The sequence below is a fragment of the Corynebacterium curieae genome (genome assembly GCF_027570035.1).
In the GTDB taxonomy this organism is placed as follows: domain Bacteria; phylum Actinomycetota; class Actinomycetes; order Mycobacteriales; family Mycobacteriaceae; genus Corynebacterium; species Corynebacterium curieae.
The window spans coordinates 867,827-888,805 of sequence record NZ_JAKMUU010000001.1 but is presented as its reverse complement, the minus strand read 5'-3'; the positions used below and the strand labels follow the sequence as shown (position 1 = coordinate 888,805).

The 20,979-nt window shown below is 60.1% G+C and carries 21 protein-coding genes and 1 tRNA gene; 16 read left to right on the top strand and 6 right to left on the bottom strand.

Going from position 1 to position 20,979, the window contains the following annotated elements; translation table 11 throughout:
• Positions 1-44: 44 nt before the first annotated feature.
• The gene (locus tag L8V01_RS04120) at positions 45-740 is read right to left on the bottom strand and encodes a FadR/GntR family transcriptional regulator (protein WP_269945854.1); all 696 of its coding nucleotides are present in this window, start codon (positions 738-740) and stop codon (positions 45-47) included.
• A 150-nt stretch (positions 741-890) separates the two neighbouring features.
• Here L8V01_RS04120 and nrdF point away from each other — a divergent pair, with 150 nt between their 5' ends.
• The 4 genes from nrdF (at position 891) to L8V01_RS04100 (ending at position 5,933) form a co-directional block, all read left to right on the top strand.
• Complete coding sequence (gene nrdF / locus L8V01_RS04115) at positions 891-1,880, top strand: class 1b ribonucleoside-diphosphate reductase subunit beta (protein ID WP_269945853.1); 990 nt, start codon at positions 891-893, stop codon at positions 1,878-1,880.
• 342 nt (positions 1,881-2,222) lie between these two features.
• Positions 2,223-3,917: an aa3-type cytochrome oxidase subunit I gene (gene ctaD / locus L8V01_RS04110; RefSeq protein ID WP_269945852.1), complete on the top strand. Its 1,695-nt coding sequence runs from the start codon at positions 2,223-2,225 to the stop codon at positions 3,915-3,917.
• Between the two features lie 101 nt (positions 3,918-4,018).
• Entirely contained in the window at positions 4,019-5,209 is a 1,191-nt protein-coding gene (gene serB / locus L8V01_RS04105) for a phosphoserine phosphatase SerB (RefSeq protein WP_269945851.1), read from the top strand.
• Entirely contained in the window at positions 5,202-5,933 is a 732-nt protein-coding gene (locus L8V01_RS04100) for a peptidyl-tRNA hydrolase (protein WP_269945850.1), read from the top strand. The genes serB and L8V01_RS04100 overlap by 8 nt, the downstream gene beginning before the upstream one ends.
• On the opposite strand, the gene L8V01_RS04095 is transcribed toward L8V01_RS04100, so the two are convergent.
• Together L8V01_RS04095 and L8V01_RS04090 are read right to left on the bottom strand one after the other, a co-directional pair.
• Positions 5,899-7,878 carry an ATP-dependent DNA helicase gene (locus L8V01_RS04095; RefSeq protein ID WP_269945849.1) on the bottom strand — a complete coding sequence of 660 codons (1,980 nt, stop codon included), beginning with the start codon at positions 7,876-7,878 and terminating at the stop codon, positions 5,899-5,901. The genes L8V01_RS04100 and L8V01_RS04095 overlap by 35 nt on opposite strands.
• An 18-nt stretch (positions 7,879-7,896) precedes the next feature.
• Positions 7,897-9,225 (bottom strand): nicotinate phosphoribosyltransferase, encoded by a 1,329-nt coding sequence (locus tag L8V01_RS04090; RefSeq protein WP_269945848.1) that lies wholly within the window; start codon positions 9,223-9,225, stop codon positions 7,897-7,899.
• A gap of 122 nt (positions 9,226-9,347) precedes the next feature.
• Here L8V01_RS04090 and clpS point away from each other — a divergent pair, with 122 nt between their 5' ends.
• The 8 genes from clpS to rdgB all read left to right on the top strand — a co-directional run bounded on the left by clpS (position 9,348) and on the right by rdgB (position 14,767).
• Complete coding sequence (gene clpS / locus L8V01_RS04085; protein ID WP_005323948.1) at positions 9,348-9,674, top strand: ATP-dependent Clp protease adapter ClpS; 327 nt, start codon at positions 9,348-9,350, stop codon at positions 9,672-9,674.
• Positions 9,675-9,678: 4 nt separating this feature from the next.
• Complete coding sequence (locus L8V01_RS04080; RefSeq protein WP_269945847.1) at positions 9,679-10,215, top strand: DUF2017 domain-containing protein; 537 nt, start codon at positions 9,679-9,681, stop codon at positions 10,213-10,215.
• Entirely contained in the window at positions 10,215-11,141 is a 927-nt protein-coding gene (locus tag L8V01_RS04075) for a P1 family peptidase (RefSeq protein WP_269945846.1), read from the top strand. Before L8V01_RS04080 ends, L8V01_RS04075 begins: the two co-directional genes overlap by 1 nt.
• A gap of 13 nt (positions 11,142-11,154) precedes the next feature.
• The gene (locus tag L8V01_RS04070) at positions 11,155-11,808 is read left to right on the top strand and encodes a rhomboid family intramembrane serine protease (RefSeq protein WP_269945845.1); all 654 of its coding nucleotides are present in this window, start codon (positions 11,155-11,157) and stop codon (positions 11,806-11,808) included.
• Positions 11,808-12,587 carry a glutamate racemase gene (murI, locus tag L8V01_RS04065; protein ID WP_269945844.1) on the top strand — a complete coding sequence of 260 codons (780 nt, stop codon included), beginning with the start codon at positions 11,808-11,810 and terminating at the stop codon, positions 12,585-12,587. Before L8V01_RS04070 ends, murI begins: the two co-directional genes overlap by 1 nt.
• Positions 12,588-12,659: 72 nt before the next feature.
• Positions 12,660-13,421, top strand: a complete 762-nt coding sequence (locus L8V01_RS04060; protein WP_269945843.1) for an MBL fold metallo-hydrolase — start codon at positions 12,660-12,662, stop codon at positions 13,419-13,421.
• 15 nt (positions 13,422-13,436) lie between these two features.
• A complete protein-coding gene (gene rph / locus L8V01_RS04055; RefSeq protein ID WP_269945842.1) occupies positions 13,437-14,165 on the top strand; it encodes a ribonuclease PH in 729 nt (242 codons plus the stop codon).
• Positions 14,159-14,767, top strand: coding sequence for an RdgB/HAM1 family non-canonical purine NTP pyrophosphatase (gene rdgB / locus L8V01_RS04050; RefSeq protein ID WP_269945841.1), 609 nt, complete (start codon positions 14,159-14,161; stop codon positions 14,765-14,767). The genes rph and rdgB overlap by 7 nt, the downstream gene beginning before the upstream one ends.
• Here rdgB and L8V01_RS04045 read toward each other — a convergent pair.
• Positions 14,764-15,108 (bottom strand): DUF3817 domain-containing protein, encoded by a 345-nt coding sequence (locus L8V01_RS04045; protein WP_269945840.1) that lies wholly within the window; start codon positions 15,106-15,108, stop codon positions 14,764-14,766. The two genes, rdgB and L8V01_RS04045, sit on opposite strands and share 4 nt — an antisense overlap.
• Before the next feature lie 2 nt (positions 15,109-15,110).
• Positions 15,111-15,533: an SURF1 family protein gene (locus L8V01_RS04040; protein WP_269945839.1), complete on the bottom strand. Its 423-nt coding sequence runs from the start codon at positions 15,531-15,533 to the stop codon at positions 15,111-15,113.
• Positions 15,534-15,624: 91 nt separating this feature from the next.
• On the opposite strand from L8V01_RS04040, the gene L8V01_RS04035 reads away from it, so the two are divergent.
• Both L8V01_RS04035 and L8V01_RS04030 read left to right on the top strand, forming a co-directional pair.
• Positions 15,625-15,706: transfer RNA gene (locus L8V01_RS04035), tRNA-Leu, on the top strand.
• Between the two features lie 76 nt (positions 15,707-15,782).
• Entirely contained in the window at positions 15,783-16,373 is a 591-nt protein-coding gene (locus L8V01_RS04030) for a hypothetical protein (protein WP_259887675.1), read from the top strand.
• On the opposite strand, the gene L8V01_RS04025 is transcribed toward L8V01_RS04030, so the two are convergent.
• Positions 16,374-18,284 carry a solute carrier family 23 protein gene (locus tag L8V01_RS04025; RefSeq protein ID WP_269945838.1) on the bottom strand — a complete coding sequence of 637 codons (1,911 nt, stop codon included), beginning with the start codon at positions 18,282-18,284 and terminating at the stop codon, positions 16,374-16,376. It abuts the gene before it with no gap.
• Positions 18,285-18,599: 315 nt separating this feature from the next.
• Here L8V01_RS04025 and pflB point away from each other — a divergent pair, with 315 nt between their 5' ends.
• Both pflB and grcA2 read left to right on the top strand, forming a co-directional pair.
• Positions 18,600-20,687, top strand: a complete 2,088-nt coding sequence (gene pflB / locus L8V01_RS04020) for a formate C-acetyltransferase (RefSeq protein WP_269945837.1) — start codon at positions 18,600-18,602, stop codon at positions 20,685-20,687.
• Between the two features lie 40 nt (positions 20,688-20,727).
• The gene (grcA2, locus tag L8V01_RS04015) at positions 20,728-20,979 is read left to right on the top strand and encodes an autonomous glycyl radical cofactor GrcA2 (RefSeq protein ID WP_005323969.1); all 252 of its coding nucleotides are present in this window, start codon (positions 20,728-20,730) and stop codon (positions 20,977-20,979) included.

Genomic DNA, 20,979 nt, shown 5'->3' with positions numbered 1-20,979 from the left:
GGCGCCTCGATGCACGTCGCGGGGAAGGACGTGCATCGAGGCGTTTAGCCGTTTTCGGCCCTAGTGCGGTCGAGGATGGTGCGGGAGGCGGTTTCGGCGGCGTCGGCAAGCCCGGCATCAATGGCGCGCGCCAACTCCATGTGCAGCTGCGTCGTGCCGCCGATGGGATTGCGCTTGCGAGAACCAAAGACGGATTTTCCCTTGAGCATGGCTACCAAGGAAGGGGCGAGCGCGGCCAGCATCTCATTGCCAGAGGCGCGCAAGATCAAAGTGTGGAAGTGCAAATCGGTTTCCAATTCCTCTCCCACGCGGGGAGAAGGGGTAGTCTCTAGCTCTGCCAGCCGAGCAGCAAGGCAGAGCAATTCCGAGCGCTGTTGGGCACTGGCATTGCGCGCGGCAAGTCGAGCCGCCACTGGTTCGATGCCTAGCCGCAGCTCGTTGAGGCGGGCAACTTGCTGTCCGCGGGTTTTATCGCTGGCTAAACGCCAACCGATGATAGCTGGGTCATAAACCGCCCACTTCTCCATGGGCAGCACCGTGATGCCCACTCGACGCCCAGAGGTGACCATGCCTAGGTGCTCTAGGGTGCGCATCGCCTCGCGGGCTACGGTGCGGGAGATGCCAAAGCGCTTTTCGATGTCCCCCAATCGGAACCGCTCGCCCTCCGCGATGTCTCCGCACACGATTTCGGCGCCGAGCCTATCAACCACGGAGCCCAGTAGGGGAGGGGTCGCGCTCATGGAAATCCTTTCTTCTGGCACTGCTTTTCCTTCCGGTGCAGATGGGATCAGTATAGGCGTGAGGTATACGGCACAATGGATTAAAGGTGGGCCAAATTGGGTATGCTGGAGACCTGAATTTGTCCGTTTTTAGTATTGGAGTGACGCCGCGTGTCGCACGAGTACGATGACTATCTTTCTAGTCATGAAAAGCCAGTTGAAGCCATTAACTGGAATAGCATCCCGGATGAAAAGGACCTTGAAGTGTGGGACCGTCTCACCGGCAATTTCTGGTTGCCGGAAAAGGTACCAGTCTCCAATGACCTTCCCAGCTGGAAGACGCTGACGGAGCAGGAAAAGGAAACCACCATGCGGGTCTTTACCGGCCTGACCCTGCTGGATACCATCCAAGGCACCGTCGGCGCGATTTCCCTCCTGCCGGATTCCCAGACCCTGCACGAAGAAGCGGTGTATACCAATATCGCCTTCATGGAGTCCGTGCATGCCAAGTCCTATTCCAATATCTTCATGACTCTGGCGTCCACGCCGATGATCAATGATGCCTTCCGCTGGTCTGAAGAAAACGAGAACCTGCAGAAGAAGGCCAAGATCATCTTGTCCTACTACAAGGGTGAGGATCCGCTGAAGAAGAAGGTGGCCTCCACGCTGCTGGAGTCCTTCTTGTTCTATTCCGGCTTCTACCTGCCGATGTACTTCTCGTCTCGCGCAAAGCTGACCAATACTGCCGATATCATTCGTCTCATCATTCGCGATGAGGCGGTGCATGGCTACTACATCGGCTATAAGTTCCAGCAGGCATATAAGCAGCTAGATGAAGAACGCCAGGCGGAGCTGAAGGAATACACCTTCGACTTGGTCTACGATCTTTATGACAACGAGATTGACTACACTGAGGACCTCTATGACGAACTTGGGTGGACTGAGGACGTCAAGCGCTTCCTGCGCTATAACGCGAATAAGGCGCTGAATAACCTAGGCTTTGAAGGCCTCTTCCCAGCCGATGAGACGCGTGTTTCCCCGGCTATCTTGTCCTCGTTGTCGCCGAATGCGGATGAGAACCATGACTTCTTCTCCGGATCCGGTTCTTCCTATGTCATTGGCAAGGCCGAGGACACTACGGATGACGACTGGGATTTCTAAGCATTCCCGCTGATCAGCGTGGTCTAGCGGCACACCTTCTGCTCAAACTCAACCGAAAGGTTGATAACGAGCGGGGGTGTGTTTTCGCGTTTTTGGGGTGCACAATGCGGGTTTAGTGTGACATATAGCACGTAAATTTTGGGTCGAAAAATTTCGTCGGAAATAGTGGCTGCGCTACGTGCAGGGGGTATGTGACAGATGAGGTTAGCGCGCAGGGGAGGCTAAGTGGTCCAGTATTGGGGCAAGCTGGAAAGAACAGGGGAAAATGGCCTAATATAAGGCGAGTAAACCTAGGTGTAGGTGGACTCTGTTCACAGACACTTTGTTATTCAGGAGGATTTTATGACCGCTGTGGCGCCACGGGTCGACGATTACGTCGCCCCCACACGTCCAGAGCCAACCGGCAACGCGAAGACCGGTTCAAAGGCTTGGGTATTTCTAACCACCACCGACCACAAGCAGCTGGGCATCATGTACTTGATCATGTCCTTCAGCTTCTTCTTCCTCGGTGGCTTTATGGCACTGTTGATCCGCGCGGAGCTGTTCACCCCGGGTCTCCAGTTCTTGTCCAACGAGCAGTTCAACCAGCTGTTTACCATGCACGGCACTGTGATGCTGCTGCTCTTTGCTACCCCAGTCGTGTGGGGCTTTGGTAACTATATTCTGCCGCTGCAGATTGGTGCACCGGACGTGGCCTTCCCGCGTCTAAACGCTTTCGGCTTCTGGGTTACCCTGCTGGGCGGCATCGTGATGCTGCTTGGCTTCGTCACCCCTGGTGGCGCGGCCGACTTCGGTTGGACCATGTACATGCCGCTGGCTGATGGTATCCACACCCCGGGCATTGGTGCGGATATGTGGATCGTTGGCGTGGGCGCTACCGGCGTGGGCACCATTGCCTCCGCTATCAACATGATCACCACCATTTTGACCCTGCGCGCACCGGGCATGACCATGTTCCGCCTGCCGGTCTTCAGCTGGGCAGTATTCACTGCATCCGCCATCGTGCTGATGATTTTCCCGCTGCTGACCGCTGCCGCACTGGGCGTGCTGTATGACCGCAAGCTGGGCGGCCACATCTACGATTCCGCTAATGGTGGCGGCATCCTGTGGCAGCACCTGTTCTGGTTCTTCGGCCACCCTGAGGTCTACGTCTTGGCGCTGCCGTTCTTCGGCGTTGTTTCTGAGGTTGTGCCGGTATTCGCTCGTAAGCCGGTATTCGGCTACATCGGCTTGGTTTTCGCACTGTTGGCCATCGGTGCCCTATCCATGGCTGTGTGGGCACACCACATGTTCGTCACCGGCGCTATCCTGCTGCCGTTCTTCTCCTTCATGACGTTCCTGATTGCAGTGCCTACCGGCGTTAAGTTCTTCAACTGGGTCGGCACCATGTGGAAGGGCCACATTACCTGGGACACCCCGATGATCTTCGCTATGGGCTTCATGGCAACCTTCCTCTTCGGCGGCATGACCGGCGTTATGCTGGCATCCCCGGCACTGGACTTCCACTTGGCTGAGTCCTACTTCCTGATTGCGCACTTCCACTACACCCTGTTCGGTACGGTTGTGTTCTCCGCATTCGCTGGCCTGTACTTCTGGTTCCCGAAGATGACCGGCCGCATGCTGGATGAGCGTCTGGGCAAGATTCACTTCTGGCTGACCTTCATCGGCTTCCACGGCACCTTCTTGGTTCAGCACTGGGTAGGCAACATGGGTATGCCGCGTCGCTACGCTGACTACCTAGAGTCCGATGGCTTCACGGTCTTCAACCAGATTTCCACCATCTTCTCCTTCGTCTTGGGCGCTTCCGTTATCCCGCTGATTTGGAACGTCTTCAAGTCTTGGCGCTATGGCGAGATTGTTACCGTGGATGACCCATGGGGCTACGGCAACTCCCTCGAGTGGGCAACCTCCTGCCCGCCGCCACGCCACAACTTCGTGTCCCTGCCGCGCATCCGCTCCGAGCGCCCAGCGTTCGAGCTGCACTACCCGCACATGGTTCAGCGCATGCGCGAGGAAGCACACGTGGGTAGCCACTAAAGCGAATTAACTCGCTAAAGCACTCCTGACTTAAGCCGCCTCCCAGCCCATTTCGGGCCGTGGGGGCGGCTTTGGCGTATCTCACTTGACCGCGTGCGATAATGGGCGGCGTGAGTACTCAAGCTGATACCAACGCAGTCATTACCACCAGTGGGCCGGACAAGCCTGGGGTTTCGGCGGCCTTCTTCCGCGTGCTGGCGTCCTATAACGCCACGCTTGTCGACGTCGAACAGGCCATCTTTTCCGGCCGCATCACCCTCGCCGCCCATACCCGAATCCCCGAGGCGCGGGCCGAGCAGATCGAGCAGGGACTGCGCAATACCTTGAGCATTTATGGCCAGCAGGTCTCCGTGAACTTGAGGGAGGAAGAATCTGCCGCACGTGCTCGCTCGACGCATGTGGTGGGTCTCATGGGTGCCGAAGTAACGGCTCATCACGTAGAGGAAGTGGCACGCGTATTGGCCAATTTTGATGCCAATATTGATCGCATCCGTGGCCTTTCTACCTCCCCGTTGACTGGGCTGGAGCTCTTTTTGACTCTGGACGGCCCAGCGGCGCCCGTGCGTCAGGCATTAGCGGAGCTAGCAAAGCAGATTGGAATCGATATTGCCATTGAGCGCGCGGGCCTCGGCCGGCGTTCTAAGCGTTTGGTGTGCTTCGACTGCGATAGCACCCTCATTCAAGGCGAGGTCATCGAGATGCTGGCCGCCCATGCTGGCAAAGAGGAAGAGGTTGCCGCAGTGACGGCCCGGGCAATGCGCGGTGAATTGGACTTTGAGGAGTCCCTGCGCGAGCGCGTCGCGGTGCTGGCCGGGTTGGATGCCGCCATCATCGATGAGGTGGCCCGCGATATTCAATTGACTCCTGGCGCCCGCGAAACCATCGCCACTTTGAACCATATTGGCTACCGCACCGCTGTGGTCTCCGGCGGGTTCATCCAAGTTCTAGAGGGCCTCGCCGCAGAGATGGAGCTGGACTACGTCCGCGCAAATACCTTGGAAATCGCCGACGGCAAGCTCACCGGCCGGGTAACCGGCAAGGTGGTTGACCGCAAGGCCAAGGAGGAATTCCTGCGGGAGTTCGCCGCGGATTCCGGGGTAGGCATGCGGCAGACGGTCGCCGTGGGCGATGGCGCCAATGACATCGATATGATTACCGCTGCTGGGCTGGGCATTGCCTTTAACGCAAAGCCGGCGCTGCAAGAAGTGGCGGATACCTCGGTGAATCACCGGCGGCTGGATGAGGTACTGCAAATCTTGGGAATTCCGGCCGAGGAGGTTATTCGTGGATAACTTTGAGACCGCCCACCAGCGGTTGGTGGAGGCATGTGATTCGCGCTCCTGGCGTGATGACCCAGAGAACCCGGATGAGCCCGCCACCATCCAAGCCATGCAGATTGCGCTTAACCTGCCCAAGCAGGAGCCGCCGGCCCGCACGGAGGTGCTAGAGGCGGCCGCTCGCGCCGTAGTGGCAGTGTGCCTCGATGAGCGCGCGGGCGAAGACGGTGCCTTCGCCCAAGCGCTGGGCCAGTGGTACGGCCACCGCATCCGCAAGATTGCCCGCCGTTCGCGCAATAAGGCCTGGCGCGATGTGCAGAGCCTGCCTGGCGTGACTATTGCGGACCGCGCCCGTGCCTTCGCACCCTCGGCAGTGGGCGAGGTGGATCCGCTCATTGCCAAGCTGCAAATCGGTCACACCGACCTTGCCTATGATGAGCCGGGAGCCCCGCTTGGCGATGCCCCCGTTATCTACGTCGACCGCAGCCTCAACATGTCTGCGGGCAAGGCCGCGGCAGAGGTGGGCCACGGTTCGATGATGCTCGCCGCGGCGATGTCGGTGGACGAGGCCCGTGCCTGGGCCGATACCGGTTTTGAGCTGTCGGTGCGCGAGGTGTCCGGCGAAGATTTTCGCACCGCCTGTGCGCAGGACGGCGCCGTGGTGATCGTGGACGCCGGGTTCACGGAGATTGCGCCGGACTCGGCTACCGTGTGCGCCCTGCGGCGACCAATCGCTTAAGCGCGCCGCGCACCGTATCCGCGTCGGTGGTTTGCCAAAAGCGCGGCATGGAGGCCTTGAGGAAGCTGCCGTAGCGCTTATATTCTAAGCGGTTATCGAGCACGGCCACCACGCCGCGGTCGGTCACGTGGCGCAGGAGGCGGCCTGCGCCCTGTGCCATGAGCAAGGCGGCGTGGTTGGCGGAAACCTCCATGAACCCCGAGCGGCCCGCAGCATCGGCCGCTTGGGCGCGCGCCTGCATCAGGGGATCGTCCGGCCGGGGGAACGGAATGCGGTCGATGATGACCAGCGAGCACGCCGGCCCCGGCACGTCCACGCCCTGCCACAGGGTAAGCGTGCCGAAGAGACAGGAGTTTTCCTTCTGGGAGAATTTCTCTACCAGCGCGCCGATGGAATCCTCGCCTTGCACGAAGAGGTCAAAGGGGATGCGCGGCTTGAGGGCGGTGGCCGCCTCTTCCGCGGCGCGGCGAGAGGAAAACAGGCCAAGCGTGCGCCCGCCGGCGGCCATAATGAGCTCGTAGATCTCATCGATGGTTTCTTTGGGCAGGCCATCGCGGCCCGGCGCGGGCAGGTGTTTGGCGGTGTACAGGATGCCGGATTTGGCTGGGTCGAAAGGCGTGCCCGCGTCCAAGGTGTCATAGGTACCACTCGGCATGCCCCACTGGGCAGCCATGGCATCGAAGCGGCCGCCGAGGGCGAGGGTGGCTGAGGTCAGCACCACCGTCTGCTCCCCAAAGAGGTTCTCGCGCAGCATGTGGGCGATGGAGAGGGGCGCCACGGCGAGGGTCTCGGCGTCGCTGCGCGGATCGCGCTCGAGCCAGACGACGTCGTCTTGCTTGGCCGGGTCATCGGTGGCAAAAACCTCCAGCATGCGCGCCACGGCCTGCGCTAGGTCAGAGAGGTGGTTGCTCAAGTTTTGGCGTTCGGCGTTTTTCTCCGGGTCGTCGGTGGCTTCGCCCTCTGGCGCGCGAGAAATGAGGGACTTAACGCGCAGGAATTCGTCGGCAAGCGCGCGCAGGTGGCCCTGTGAGGTTTCATCTAAGTCGGTCCAACGGCCTGGCTCTTGGATTTTCATCAGGTCATCGAATTCCTCGGCCAAGTCCGAGAGGCTGCCGGCATTACCCAGCGACTTCGCGCGGTTGGCGGCCATCTTGATAGCGCGGGTAGTAATCTCCGCGGTAGATACAGAGGTGATGCGGCCGTCGAGCTCGTGGGCCTCATCGATAATGGCGACGTCGTGTTCCGGCAAGATATTTGCCTCAGAAACCGCGTCGATGGCGAGCATTGCGTGGTTGGTGACCACGATGTCAACGTCGGCAGCCGCCCTGCGAGCCTCTTCTGCAAAGCAATCCGGCCCGTGCGGGCAGCGCGACGCGCCCAAGCACTCGTTGGAGGTTACCGATACCGCCCGCCACACCAAGTCCGGCACGCCCGGCTCTAGATCATCGCGGTCGCCGGTGTCGGTTTCCTGCGCCCACTCGTGGATACGGCGCACGGCTTTGCCGCGGTGGGAGATCTCGGATTCGTCGATAAGAGCTTCCGGGTCATCCGGGGTAGCCGCAATCTTATTCATGCACAGGTAGTTATTGCGGCCCTTCATGATGGCGAAGGTGGGCGTACGCTCCATGACAGGGGCGAGCGCCTCAGTAAGCCGCGGCAGATCGCGCTCCACCAGCTGGCGCTGCAAGGCTAACGTCGCGGTGGAGACGATGACGGTGGACCCCGAGTTCATCGCATGCCGGATAGCCGGGACCAAGTAGGCCAGGGATTTACCGGTACCGGTACCGGCCTGCACTGCCAGGTGGCGCTCCTTGTCGAGCGCGGCTGAGACGGCCGTGGCCATGCGCACCTGGCCTTCGCGCCGGCTGCCGCCCAGCGCGTCAACGGCCTTGCCCAGCAGCGTTTCCGTGTCGAGGTTTAAGGGCTCATCTGCGTGCTCACTCACCCCACACAGTCTAGCGGCCTACTTTTTAAAGCCCACCATCCGCGTAGGCACGGCCGCTTCATCGCGGGAGAGCGCTAGGCCTTCCCATGGCAGGGTCTTGCGGGCCTTAGCTAAATACTCGCGGGAGGCATGCAGATCCGGCAGTCCGTCGACGATGTGGCCATCGCGCATGAGCGGAATGGTCATCTCGCGGGTATCGAGCTGGCCGGTATCCGGCGCTGCTGCCTCAAAGGGGTAGACGATCTCTTCTACCGCCACGCCCGAGGAACGGTAGGTGCGCAGCGCACGCTTGGCACCGCCGACGGATTGCTTGGAGGAAGAGCGCTTTGCCACCGGGATGCCGTCTACCTCTACGACCTTGTAGACCATGCCGGCGGTGGGCGCACCGGAGCCGGTTACTACGGACGTGCCGACGCCGTAGGCGTCTACCGGATCGCCGCGCAGGCCAGCGATGGCGAACTCGTCGAGGTCGGAGGAGACCACGATATTGGTGTTGTGATTGCCCAAATCATCCAGCTTCTTGCGCACTCGGCGGGTGACCGCACCCAAGTCACCGGAATCGATGCGAACGCCGCCGAGCTTCGGGCCACCTACCTTCACTGCGGTCTCGACGCCCTTGGTGATGTCATAGGTATCAACCAACAGCGTGGTGTCTACGCCAAGGGTGTCGATCTGGGAGCGGAAGGCGGCTTCTTCGTTCGGGGTACCATCCGGGTTGGTATGCGCCAAGGTCCAGGAGTGGGCGGCAGTGCCGGAGACCGGAATGCCGTAGCAGTAGCCCGCCTCCAGATTGGAGGTGGCATCGAAGCCGGCCAGGTAGGCCGCGCGGGCGGAGGTTACCGCCGCATACTCGTGGGTGCGGCGCGAGCCCATCTCGATAATCGGGCGGCCATCGGCAGCCGTGACCATGCGGGAGGCGGCCGAGGCCACCGCGGAATCGGCATTCATGATGGACAAAATGACGGTCTCAAGGACTAGGCATTCTCCAAAAGTGCCGCGCACCGTCAGGATAGGGGAGTTAGGGAAATACAGCTCGCCCTCGCGGTAGCCGTCAATTTGCCCAGAAAAGCGGTAGTGGCGCAGGTATTCCTTGGTTTTGTCATCCAGGAAGTCCATCTCTGCTAGCTGATTGGCCGAAAAGCGAAAATCCTCCACCGCACGCAGGACCCGCTCGGTGCCGGCAACCACGCCGTAGCGGCGCTCATTGGGCAGACGGCGGCCGAATACCTCGCAGGTGACCTGGCGGTTTGCCGAGCCGTCTCGCAGCGCGGCCTGGAGCATAGTGAGCTCGTATTTATCCGTCAGTAGAGCAGTGGAGCGATCATTGGGGATAGCTTTGTCATTCACGGGAGTGATAATACCCACTGACTAGGTGTTTTTCAGAGGTTTAGATTCTTTGGGACTAGATTGTCCGCAGCTAGATTGGGCTGGCCCACAATAAATCCCCAAAAGTGGTTAGGCTAGAAAGCATGAAGGCGCAATTTCCCGTAGTCCGCATGAGCTCTCCTATGGCTACGCCCGAATTGGATGAAGAACTCGACGTAGATGTGGCCACGAGTGAGAACCTCCCGTGGATGTGCATCGTGTGGGATGACCCAGTCAACCTAATGAGCTACGTGTCCTACGTATTCCAAACCGTTTTGGGATATGACAAGAAGCGAGCCAATGAACTCATGATGCAGGTCCATACTGAGGGCAAGGCCGCCGTCTCCAGCGGCGAGCGCGACAAAATAGAGGCAGACGTGAAAAAGCTCCAGATCGCGGGTCTGTGGGCAACGATGCAGCAGGCAGGTTAAATATATGCAACCGTGGAAGAAAAAGAAGTCCCTCATGCGCGCGCCGAAGATAACGGCCGTCTTTGAGCCAATGGAGCGCGAGGTATTAGGTGATCTCACCGCTACCGTCTCCGAGGCGATCATCGGGCGCGCGCAGTCCGCACCCAAGGATGAGCTAGCAGAGATGCTGGACATGCCTACTGGGCATACGGAAGCCCCAGAAGATCCTTCACTGGCCCGCCTGTTCCCGGACTTTGAAATGCCCGGCGACGAGGAATACGAAGGCGATGCTTCTTTGCTGCGCTCGCTGCACGAGAACGACATTGCGCGCGCCAAGCTAGAAAACCTTCAGGTCATCGGTTCGGCCCTTGGCCCCACCGGCGGGGTAGAGGTCACCATTAGTGAACAGGAGGCCCAAGCCTTCGTTGCCGGCCTTAATGATTTGCGCCTCTATGTTGCGGCAGGCGACGTTTCCGATGAAAACCTGATGTTGGACCGCGACAGCCTCGTGGAATGGTTGGCTTTCTGCCAAGATTCGCTGCTGCAGGTGCTGATGGACTAATGCTAGACGGCATTAGCATCGGGCACTATAGCGGTGCCGATACCGGGGTCACGGTGCTCTACTGCGGGCCGGGCGGCGCGCTTGGCAGCGTCGACGTGCGCGGCGGCGGCCCTGGCACCCGCGAAACAGACCTTTTGCAGCCGCATAATACGGTCGAACGTGTCCACGCCGTGGTGTTGGCAGGCGGCTCCGCCTTTGGCTTGGCGGCTGCCGACGGCGTGATGAATGAGCTGGCCCAGCAGGGGATTGGCTTCCCTGTCTTTGGCGAGGATAAGCCCGGTCCGCGCGTGCCCATCGTTCCCGGAGCCGTCATTTTTGACCTCTTGGTCGGGCCTTCTCGCCCCGGGCCGGAAGAGGGCGCGGCGGCGCTTCGCGCCGCGTTCGCCGGCAGCGATGAATCCATGGGTTCGGTGGGAGCCGGCGTGGGGGCTACCGCTGGTAAGCTGCGCGGCGGGTTTGGTTTCGCTTCGCGCCGGGTGGGTGAGTATGAGGTTTCCGCCGCGATGGTCGCCAACCCTGTGGGCGAGGTCATCGATCCGCAGTCCGGCCGTCTGTACGGCGCGCCGGGTCGCACCCCGGTCAATGCGGCCGCCTACCGCGCCCTGCCGCATCCTGCAGAAGCAAAGCTCAACACCACGATTGGCGCCGTGCTTACCGACGCCCCCGTAACCACCGCCCAAGCCCAGCGCTTAGCAATGACTGCTCACGATGGCATCGCTCGTGCGGTGCGACCTGCCCATTCACCGCTAGACGGCGACACCATCTTTGCCTTGTCCACTGCGCAACGCCCAGCTGAACTCAGTACGCAGGTGATCACCCAGTTATGCGCCGCGGCCGCCGATGCCGTGGAGGAGGCTATCGCCAACGCGGTTACCGCCGCCGAATCCGGCCTAGGCTTGAGCGCGTACCGCGATCTGCTGGACTAAGATATAGCGCATTATGAATTCAGGTGGAATATCAAACTACCGGCCGGCGCCTTCGGGGCCGGTCAATCGCGGCGATTCCAAGAATTACACCCGCAGCGGCCGCATCACCACCGGCTTTTCCATAGCCTTTGGTTTCCTCGTCGTGGAGTGGGCAGTCCACATTGTCAACGCCTTCCTCTTTGGCGGCCAGTTATCCAATTACGGCATCCGCCCGTTAGATTTCAACGGCATTTGGGGGATTTTTACCGCCCCGCTGCTGCATGCGAATTTTGAGCACTTGATGTCCAACTCGGTGCCTGGCGCCATCTTCTGTTTTCTTATCGGCCTATCTGGTAGAAAGGCTTGGTGGGAGGTCACGCTGATTACCACGCTGGTGGCCGGCCTCGGTACCTGGTTCCTTGGTGGCCCCGGCACCTCCCATATCGGCGCTTCCAGCTTGGTCTATGGATGGCTGGCGTATCTGATTGTGCGCGGCATATTTAACCGCTCGCTCATTCAGACCATCCTGGGCATCGTGCTCGGCTTCGCCTACTCCGGCTTGGTGTCGGGTGTGCTGCCCGTCTATGAAGGCGTGAGCTGGCAAGGCCACCTTTTCGGCGCCATCGGCGGCGTCCTCGCCGGCATGACCATTACCTCGGATGATCCAGTCAAGGCAGTGAAGCGTTAATGCCTACCGCAACCTCTCCCATCGGCATCTTTGATTCCGGCGTGGGCGGACTCACCGTGGCACGCGCGGTGATGGAACAGCTGCCGCACGAATCCGTCATCTATACCGGCGATACCGCCCATAGCCCATACGGCCCGCGGCCTATCTCCGAGGTGCGCGCTTTTTCCCAGGACGTAGCCGATAAGCTCGTGGAGCGTGGCTGCAAGATGCTGGTGATTGCGTGCAATACCGCAACCGCCGCCTTCCTGCACGATGCACGCGAACGCTACGATATCCCGATCGTGGAGGTCATCCGGCCCGCTGTGCGCCGCGCCATGTCCACCACGCGCAATGGAAAAATCGGCGTCATCGGCACTGAGGGCACCATCAAGTCTGGCGCCTACCAAGACTTATTCGCGCTCAACCCCAAGGTGCAGGCCTTTGCCACCGCCTGCCCGGATTTTGTTCCCTTTGTCGAACGCGGCATTACCGCCGGCCGCCAAATTCTCGGTGTGGCCGAGGGCTACCTAGCCCCGTTGCAGGCCCAGGGGGTAGACACGCTGGTCTTGGGCTGTACGCACTATCCGCTTTTGACCGGCATTATCCAATTGGCAATGGGGGAAAATGTTTCGTTGGTGACCTCCTCAGAAGAGACCACTAAGGATGTTATGCGGATTCTTACGGAGATGGATATGTTGGCGCCTGCGGATAATCAGCCCGCCCACACCTTTGAATCCACGGGCGATCCGGAGGTCTTTGCGCGGCTGGCCACGCGCTTTCTCGGCCCGCAGATTGTTTAAGTAGGCATAATTTCTCCCCCGTTTTGCACGTTGAGTACGCACGCGGGGTGATTTCATGGAACTATTGAGCCCATGAAGCTGACCATCCTAGGCTGCTCCGGTAGCGTCCCCACCGCCCAAAATCCCGCCTCCGGCTACTTGCTGTCCTTCGATAATGCGCCGTCCATCGTCCTCGATATGGGCCCTGGTACCTTGGCGCAGCTGGAACAGCAGCAGGATCCTTGTGATGCGCACGTGGCCTTTAGCCATCTGCATGCCGATCACTGCCTGGATTTTCCCTCCCTGATGGTGTGGCGCCGCTTTCACCCCACGGCGCCTGCAGCCTCGCGCAATATGTGCTTCGGGCCGAAGGCTACGCCCACACACCTGGGGCGCCTGTCGTCCGATGAGGTCGATGGCATCGATGACATGTCCGATACCTTTGCCTTTAGCCCCTGGCAGCCGGGCGAGCGTCAGCTGGTAGACGATGCGTATATCACTCCCTTCCCGGTAAACCACCCGGTAGAGGCCTATGCTTTGCGCGTGGAGCACACCAAGACTGGGCAGACCATCACCTACTCCGGCGATTCTTCTTATACGCCCACGCTTGTCGACGCCGCACGGGGCGCCGATATCTTCCTCTGCGAGGCCGCGTGGGGCGAGACCTCGGAGGATAAGGCCCCGGATATGCACATGTCGGGCGCGGAAGCCGGCAGGGTGGCGCGCGAGGCAGGTGTAGGCAAGCTTGTGCTCATCCACATCCAGCCTTGGGGCGATGCCCAAGCGACCTTGGAGGCCGCCCGCTCCGAATTTGATGGCGAGATCGTCCTCGGCGCCGCGGGGATGGAGTTCTAAGATACGCTGGACGGCATGACTGAATTTACTCGTGCCGATGGGCGCGCGCTCGATCAGATACGCAGCGTTCGTATTACCCGCAATTTCACCACCAACCCGGCTGGTTCGGTGCTGGTGGAGTTTGGCAATACCCGCGTCATGTGCACCGCATCGGTGGAATATGGCGTGCCGCGTTTTAAGCGCGATTCCGGTGAAGGCTGGCTTACCGCCGAGTACGCCATGTTGCCTTCTGCCACCCACGATCGCATGCCGCGCGAATCCATGAAGGGCAAGGTCAAGGGGCGTACCCATGAGATTTCCCGCCTCGTCGGCCGCTCCCTGCGCGCCGCTGTGGACCTGGAAGAGCTGGGGGAGAATACCATCCAGCTCGACTGCGACGTCCTCCAGGCCGATGGCGGCACCCGCACTGCTTCTATCACCGGCGCCTATGTTGCGCTTGCCGACGCCATCGCACACCTCAAGGCCGAAGGCGTAGTCCCCGGTGAGCCGCTGCTCGATCCCATCGCTGCGGTCTCGGTAGGCATTATTGATGGCGAAATCTGCCTCGACTTGCCCTATGAGGAAGACTCCCGCGCCGAGGTTGACTTCAACGTAGTGATGCAGGAATCCGGTGACTTCGTAGAAATCCAGGGCACCGGCGAGCACGGCCTTTTTGGCCGCGAGGAACTCAACGAGATGCTCGACGTAGCCCAGAAGGGCTGCCGCGAGCTCATCGCCGCACAGAAGGCGGCGCTGGGGTGGTAATTCTCGTCGCGTCCAATAACCCGAAGAAGCTCGCGGAGCTGGAGCGCATCCTGTCTGATGCCGGTATCGAAGGCGTCGAGCTGCGCCCGCTTTCCGCCGTGGAGTCCTACCCGGAGCCGGTGGAAGATGGCCGCACCTTTGCCGATAACGCGCTCATTAAGGCCCGCGCCGGCGTAGCCGCTACCGGCTTTGCCACCGTCGCGGATGACTCTGGCCTGGCAATCGAGGAGCTCAACGGCATGCCCGGCGTGCTTTCCGCCCGGTGGTCCGGCCAACACGGCAATGACCAAGCCAATAATGACCTAGTCTTGGCGCAGATGGCCGATGTTCCCGATGAACGCCGCGCTGCAGCCTTCGTTTCCGTCTGTGCGCTCGTTACCCCAGACGGTACCGAGCATGTGGCCGAAGGACGCTGGGAAGGCCAATTCCTGCGCGAGCCGCGCGGGGAAAACGGCTTTGGCTATGACCCGCTCTTCCAACCAGAAGGCGAGTCCCGCTCCGCGGCCGAAATGTCGCCAGAAGAAAAGAACGCGGTCTCGCATCGCGGCCGCGCTCTTACTCAACTTGTCCCCGCCATCGCGGAGCTGGTTCGCAGTTCCTAAAGTTGGAACTCTTCCTCGATTTCCTTGCGGCGCTTGTGCTCCATCCAGAAGGACAAGAAGGGCACAACGCCGGCGAGGGCGGTGGTAAAGAGCTTGCCCACCGGCCACAGCGCGCGCGGGCCGAGGATGAGGATGGACAGCAGGTAGGTCATGTACGCGATGCCGTGGACAATCGCGATATAGGTGGCCCACTCGGGGATTTCCATGCCAATGATGTATTGGCACACCATGCGGATGACCAGAATGATCAGGAAGATACCGGTGACGGTGGCCGCAATGGAGAAAAACTTCAAGGGTCCGCGGATGCGGGCCTGGCGGGCTGGGTGAACTTTATTGGGCATAATCAGCTTTCTTCATTCTCGCCGCGCCGGCGGCGCGGGGTATTCATGGCGTTGAACGTCTCCACGTCTATCTGCGGCCGCTGGGGCAGGAAGTCCTCATCTATCTTGGTTTCTTCCTGCGGCGTCGCGCGAGACTCGGCCGGGGCATTCGCGTCCTTGTCATCCATGTCGCGGGCTTCTTCCTCGGCCGCGAGGCGCTCGTTTTCATAGCGCAGCGTGGTGCGATAGGCATAGACCACGAACACGGCAAACAATGGCCACTGGAAGGCGTAGCCCAAGTTCTGGAAGGTGCCCGAGCCGGAGCGGAAGCGCGTCCACTGCCAGTAGGCTAGGAATAGGAAGAGCACGACGAAAAACACGATCAGGAGGATGTGCCACCATCGCACCTGTACGCGCCTGTTCTTCTTTTCCTCATGAGTGCTCACGAATTCCACCCTACCCACCCGGCACCGAAAAACAGAACACCCCCTGGTTTCTTGTTTATTCGTGCGCCGTGTACACTATGGCAAGTCCCCCGCGCCCGTGGCGGAATTGGCAGACGCGCTAGATTTAGGTTCTAGTGTCTTAGGACGTGTGAGTTCAAGTCTCACCGGGCGCACAATCGGCGCCGTCGGCCCTTGTGGCCGGCGGCGCTTTCGCGTACCCCACTTCATATCCGCCCTATGATGGTCATCATGAAAAAGCTGCTTTCCACCCTTATCGCCGTCATTCTTATTGCCGCCGTGGCTGCCACCGCGGTGGTGGTCTGGCAGGTAAAAGATCCAGTGGACGTGGAGACGGAATCGAGCAATACCAAGGTCATCAAGGCCGTAGAACGGGAAGAACAGGTGGTGCTCGTCTCGCTGGGGATGGAGGGGCTTTCGGAGGAATCCGCTACTAGCAAGCTGTGGAATTGGCAGGTCCCAGGCAGCGAGCGCACCCAGTACATCAAGTACTCCTACCGCGCGAAGCTGGGCATCGAGGGATCGCAGGTTCAGGTGGAAGAAGAATCTCCGCACCATTTCCGCGTGCAGATCCCGGAATTTATTTTCATCGGACACTCGGATGAGAACTTCGAAACCGCGGTGGAAGATAATGGCGCGCTGAGCTGGATTACCCCGGATATCGATAAGGCGGAAACCATCACCAAGATTCTCAATGAGGATAAAAAGAAAGAGGACATCGCGGATAATCGCGATGTCCTCCAATCCCAGGCCAAGCAGTTCTACACCGGCATTATCTCCGGCGTGGATCCAGAAGCCGAGGTGGACTTTTCCTTTCGCTAGCTAGTCCACCTCGGTGAACTTGCGGTCCCATGAGGAGCGGACCGGATTGGCATCTGCCAGCAAAATATCGAAGCGGTCGTTGGCAATTTCTACGATTTCGCCCAGCGCCGTGCGGTATTCCTGTTCCGGGGAGTTGGCTAGGCGGCGCACGCCGGCATCAATGACGCGGTCGACGGTGTCATTGGTATCCAAATAAGCCACAAACGGCATATCAAAACGCTCGCGGTAGGCGGCAGAAAGCTCGGTGATGCGCTCGGTTTGCACATCATCCAAGTCGGTCAACCCTAGGGAGCCGCGGTCGGCGGAGATGGTGGCGGCCTCGTCGGCGTCGGCAAGCAGCAGCTTATCCATGGCCGGGTAGTCGTGGATGAGCGCGGCGCGGCGGGAATCATCCGCGGTCAGCACGGCTACCTGAATGGCGGCGCGCAGCTCATTAACATCGCCGAAGGGCCGCGACTCCCACGCCAGCTCCAGCGGCCAAGTCTCGTTATTAAACAGCGGGCGCAGCGCGGAGACAAACTCTTCGCGGGAGGCGCCGTTGAGCTGCTGCAAGCTCACGCTCTTGCCGACGACCCTGGACACCTGCGTTCCCTGCTTGCCCCCTGTGTGGAAGAACAGCAGGTTGAGCGCGATGGCGGTAATCGCGCCGATGGACATGCCAGAGGAGACGAAGGTTTGCGCCCACTTCGGGAAGGCGGTGGCGATATCTGGCTTGAAGGTCACCAGCATGGCCAGCCCCAGCGCGGAGGTAACGATGACGGAGTTGCGGCCATCGGAAAGATCGGACTTGGCGATGGTCTGCAGGCCCACCCACGCCACGTTGGCAAAAAGCGCCAAGGACGCGCCGCCGAGAACCGGGGAGGGGATGGAGGCCACGACCGCGCCGGCCTTGGGCAAAATTCCCAGCACCATCATGAACCCGGCGGCGGCAACGGCCACCCAGCGCGATTTCACGCTGGTCAGGCGCACCAGGCCAACGTTTTGGGCAAAGCAGGTATAGGGGAAGGAGTTCATCACGCCGCCCACTAGGGTCGACAGGCCATCGGCGCGGATGGCGCGTACGACGTCATCGCGGCGGATGCGCTTTTTTACAATCTCGCCGGTGGCAAAGACATCGCCGGTGGTTTCCACCATGGTGATAATCATGACGATGATGAGCGAGAATATGGCCACCAAGTCGAACTTTGGCATGCCGAAGTAGAACGGGGTTGTGATACCAAGGGCGGGGGCGGAAGAGACTTCGCTAAAGGAGGCGTCGCCAAGCACGAGCGCCACGCCTGTGCCCAAAACCAAGCCGATGAGCACGGCTAGGGTTCCCAAGAAGCCAGAGGAAAAACGCTGCACCAAGATGATGACGGCGAGCGTGCCAAAGCCGTAGAGCAGGTCGCGGGTGGCTGGCTGGCCCTCGGCGTAATTGACAAAGTCATTGGCCGAAACCCCCAAAAGTGAAGTGCCCATGACCAGCAGGACCGATCCGGTGACCACCGGAGGGAAGAAGCGCAATACCTTGCCAAAGACTGGCGCGGCAAAGAAGGTAAAAATGCCGGCGACGATAATAGCGCCGTAAATGGTCGGCAGCGAGGCCACCCCGCCTGCACCGTCGGTCGCGCCTAGACCAATGGCGATAATCGGGGAGACCGCCGTAGTAGTCACGCCCTGCACGATGGGCAGGCGCACGCCAATGCGCTTGCCGACGCCCATGGACTGAATGATCGTTGCAATGCCACAGGTCAATAGGTCCGCATTGATGAGGTGGATGGTGGTTTCCGCATCCAGGTTGAGCGAGCTGGCGATAAGTAGCGGGACAATGACCGCGCCGGCATAAAACGCCAACACGTGCTGCAAGCCTAGGGCAGCTAGTTTGGGGGTGGGTGGGACGGTATCTACTGGATGCTTGGGCTGGGAAGCCACGAAGTCCTCCTTTGTGCGGAAGCGAAGCTGAACGAGAATAACAGTAGAGGTTCGTGCAGGTAGGGGCCAAAATCTTAAGGTGATGAGGGACACGTTCGGGGCTAGTTCACCCCCGATAAAAGACGTACGTGCGTACTGCATGAAATCACTAACCAGCTAAACAACACGACCGGTTTATAACTAGGGTTTCAAACGATTGCGAGAGTTGTTAAACCCGCGAAAGTGGTCAACAATTGGGGACAGAGGGGCTTGGTGCTGTGGCTCGAAAAAGCGGCATTTATCCCCTGCTAGAAATTCGCCCGAGAGAAGGGAATTATGACTACCGCAACGCAGCCTCAACAGTTTGAAGCGTGGAAAGGATTTGAGTCCGGTCCATGGACCGAAGGAATCAACGTTCGCGACTTCATTCAGCGTAACTACACGCCGTACGACGGCGATTCCAGCTTCCTGGCGGGTCCGACCGAAAAGACCAAGCGCGTCTGGGACACCCTGGAAAAGAACTACCTGTCCGTCGAGCGCAAGCAGCGCGTCTACGACGTTGACACTCACACCCCCACCGACATCGACGCCTTCCCGGCCGGTTACATCTCAGAGGACGACGACGTTATCGTCGGTCTGCAGACTGATACCCCGCTGAAGCGCGCCATGATGCCGTTCGGTGGCTGGCGCATGGTCAAGCAGGCCATTGGCGAAGCGGGTAAGGAAGTAGACCCTGAGGTGGAGAAGATCTTCACCCGTTACCGCAAGACCCACAACGATGCGGTCTTCGATATCTACACCCCGCGCATCCGCGCTGCTCGTTCATCACACATCATTACCGGCCTGCCGGATGCTTACGGCCGTGGCCGCATCATCGGCGACTACCGCCGTGTCGCACTTTATGGTGTGGATTACCTGATCGAGGAAAAGCAGGCTTCCCGCGATTCCGTCGCAGATGCTGGCTTCTCTGAGCACTGGGCACGCTTCCGCGAGGAGCACTCCGAGCAGATTAAGGCCCTGAAGAAGCTCAAGAAGATGGCGGAGTCCTACGGCTTCGACATCTCCCAGCCGGCCAAGACCGCTCACGAGGCCGTACAGTGGACCTACTTCGGCTACCTGGCATCCATTAAGTCCCAGGATGGCGCCGCAATGTCCATCGGCCGCCTGTCCGCTTTCTTCGATTGCTACTTCGAGCGCGACCTCGCCGCTGGCATCATCACCGAGGAAGACGCCCAGGAAATCATCGACTCCCTGGTTCTGAAGCTGCGCATCGTTCGCTTCCTGCGCACCATCGACTACGACCAGATCTTCTCTGGTGACCCGTACTGGGCAACCTGGTCCGATGCCGGCTTTGGCAACGACGGCCGCCACATGGTCACCAAGACCTCCTTCCGTCTGCTGCAGACCCTGGTAAACCTCGGCCCATCACCGGAGCCCAACATCACCATCTTCTGGGATCCGAAGCTGCCAAAGGGCTACAAGGAATTCTGCGCTCACATCTCGATCGAGACCTCGTCCATTCAGTACGAGTCTGACCGCCAGATCCGTGAGCAGTGGGGCGATGACGCCGCAATTGCCTGCTGTGTTTCCCCGATGGAAGTGGGCAAGCAGATGCAGTTCTTCGGCGCCCGCGTCAACGCCGCAAAGGCCCTGCTTTACGCCATGAACGGCGGCCGCGATGAGGTCACCGGCAAGCAGGTCGTGGAAGGCTACGAGCCCATCAAGGGCGATGGCCCGCTGGACTTCGATGAGGTCTGGCAGAAGTACGAGGAGATGCTGGACTGGGTTGTTGGCACTTACGTTGAGGCCCTCAACATCATCCACTACTCCCACGATAAGTACGCCTACGAGGCAGTTGAGATGGCGCTGCACGATTCCAATATCGTCCGCTCCATGGGCTGCGGCATCGCTGGCCTGTCCATCGTTGCCGACTCCCTGTCCGCCATCAAGTACGCCAAGGTCACCCCAGTACGCGACGAGACCGGCCTGATTACGGACTACATCACCGAAGGCGAGTTCCCGTTCTACGGCAATGACGATGACCGCGCCGATGACATCGCCGCAACCATCGTCCACACCGTGATGGACAAGATTAAGTCCATCCCGATGTACCGTAATGCCATCCCGACCCAGTCCGTGCTGACCATTACCTCGAACGTGGTCTACGGCAAGGCAACAGGTGCCTTCCCGTCGGGCCACAAGGCCGGCACGCCGTTCTCCCCAGGCGCTAACCCTGAAAACGGCGCCGACAGCCACGGCATGGTTGCTTCCATGCTGTCCGTTGGCAAGCTGGATTACAAGGACGCCTTGGACGGCATCTCGCTGACCAACACCATTACTCCTTCCGGATTGGGCCGCACCCCAGAAGAGCGCATCAATAACTTGGTGGGCGTTCTGGATGCCGGCTTCATCATGGAGAAGTAAAAACCACTCAACCCTCAACCATCTCGAAAAGGAGAAAATCATGGCAACCCCAACTTTCGAAGACCGCATGTCAGCAATGAAGGCAAACCGCGATGCACACCAGATGAACTCTGGTCTGTACCACGCCAACATCAACGTGCTGGACAAGTCCACCCTCGAGGACGCCGTTGAGCACCCAGAGAAGTACCCGAACCTCACCGTTCGCGTCTCCGGCTACGCTGTTAACTTTGTCAAGCTGACCAAGGAGCAGCAGCTCGACGTTATCTCCCGCACCTTCCACCAGGGCTCTTAA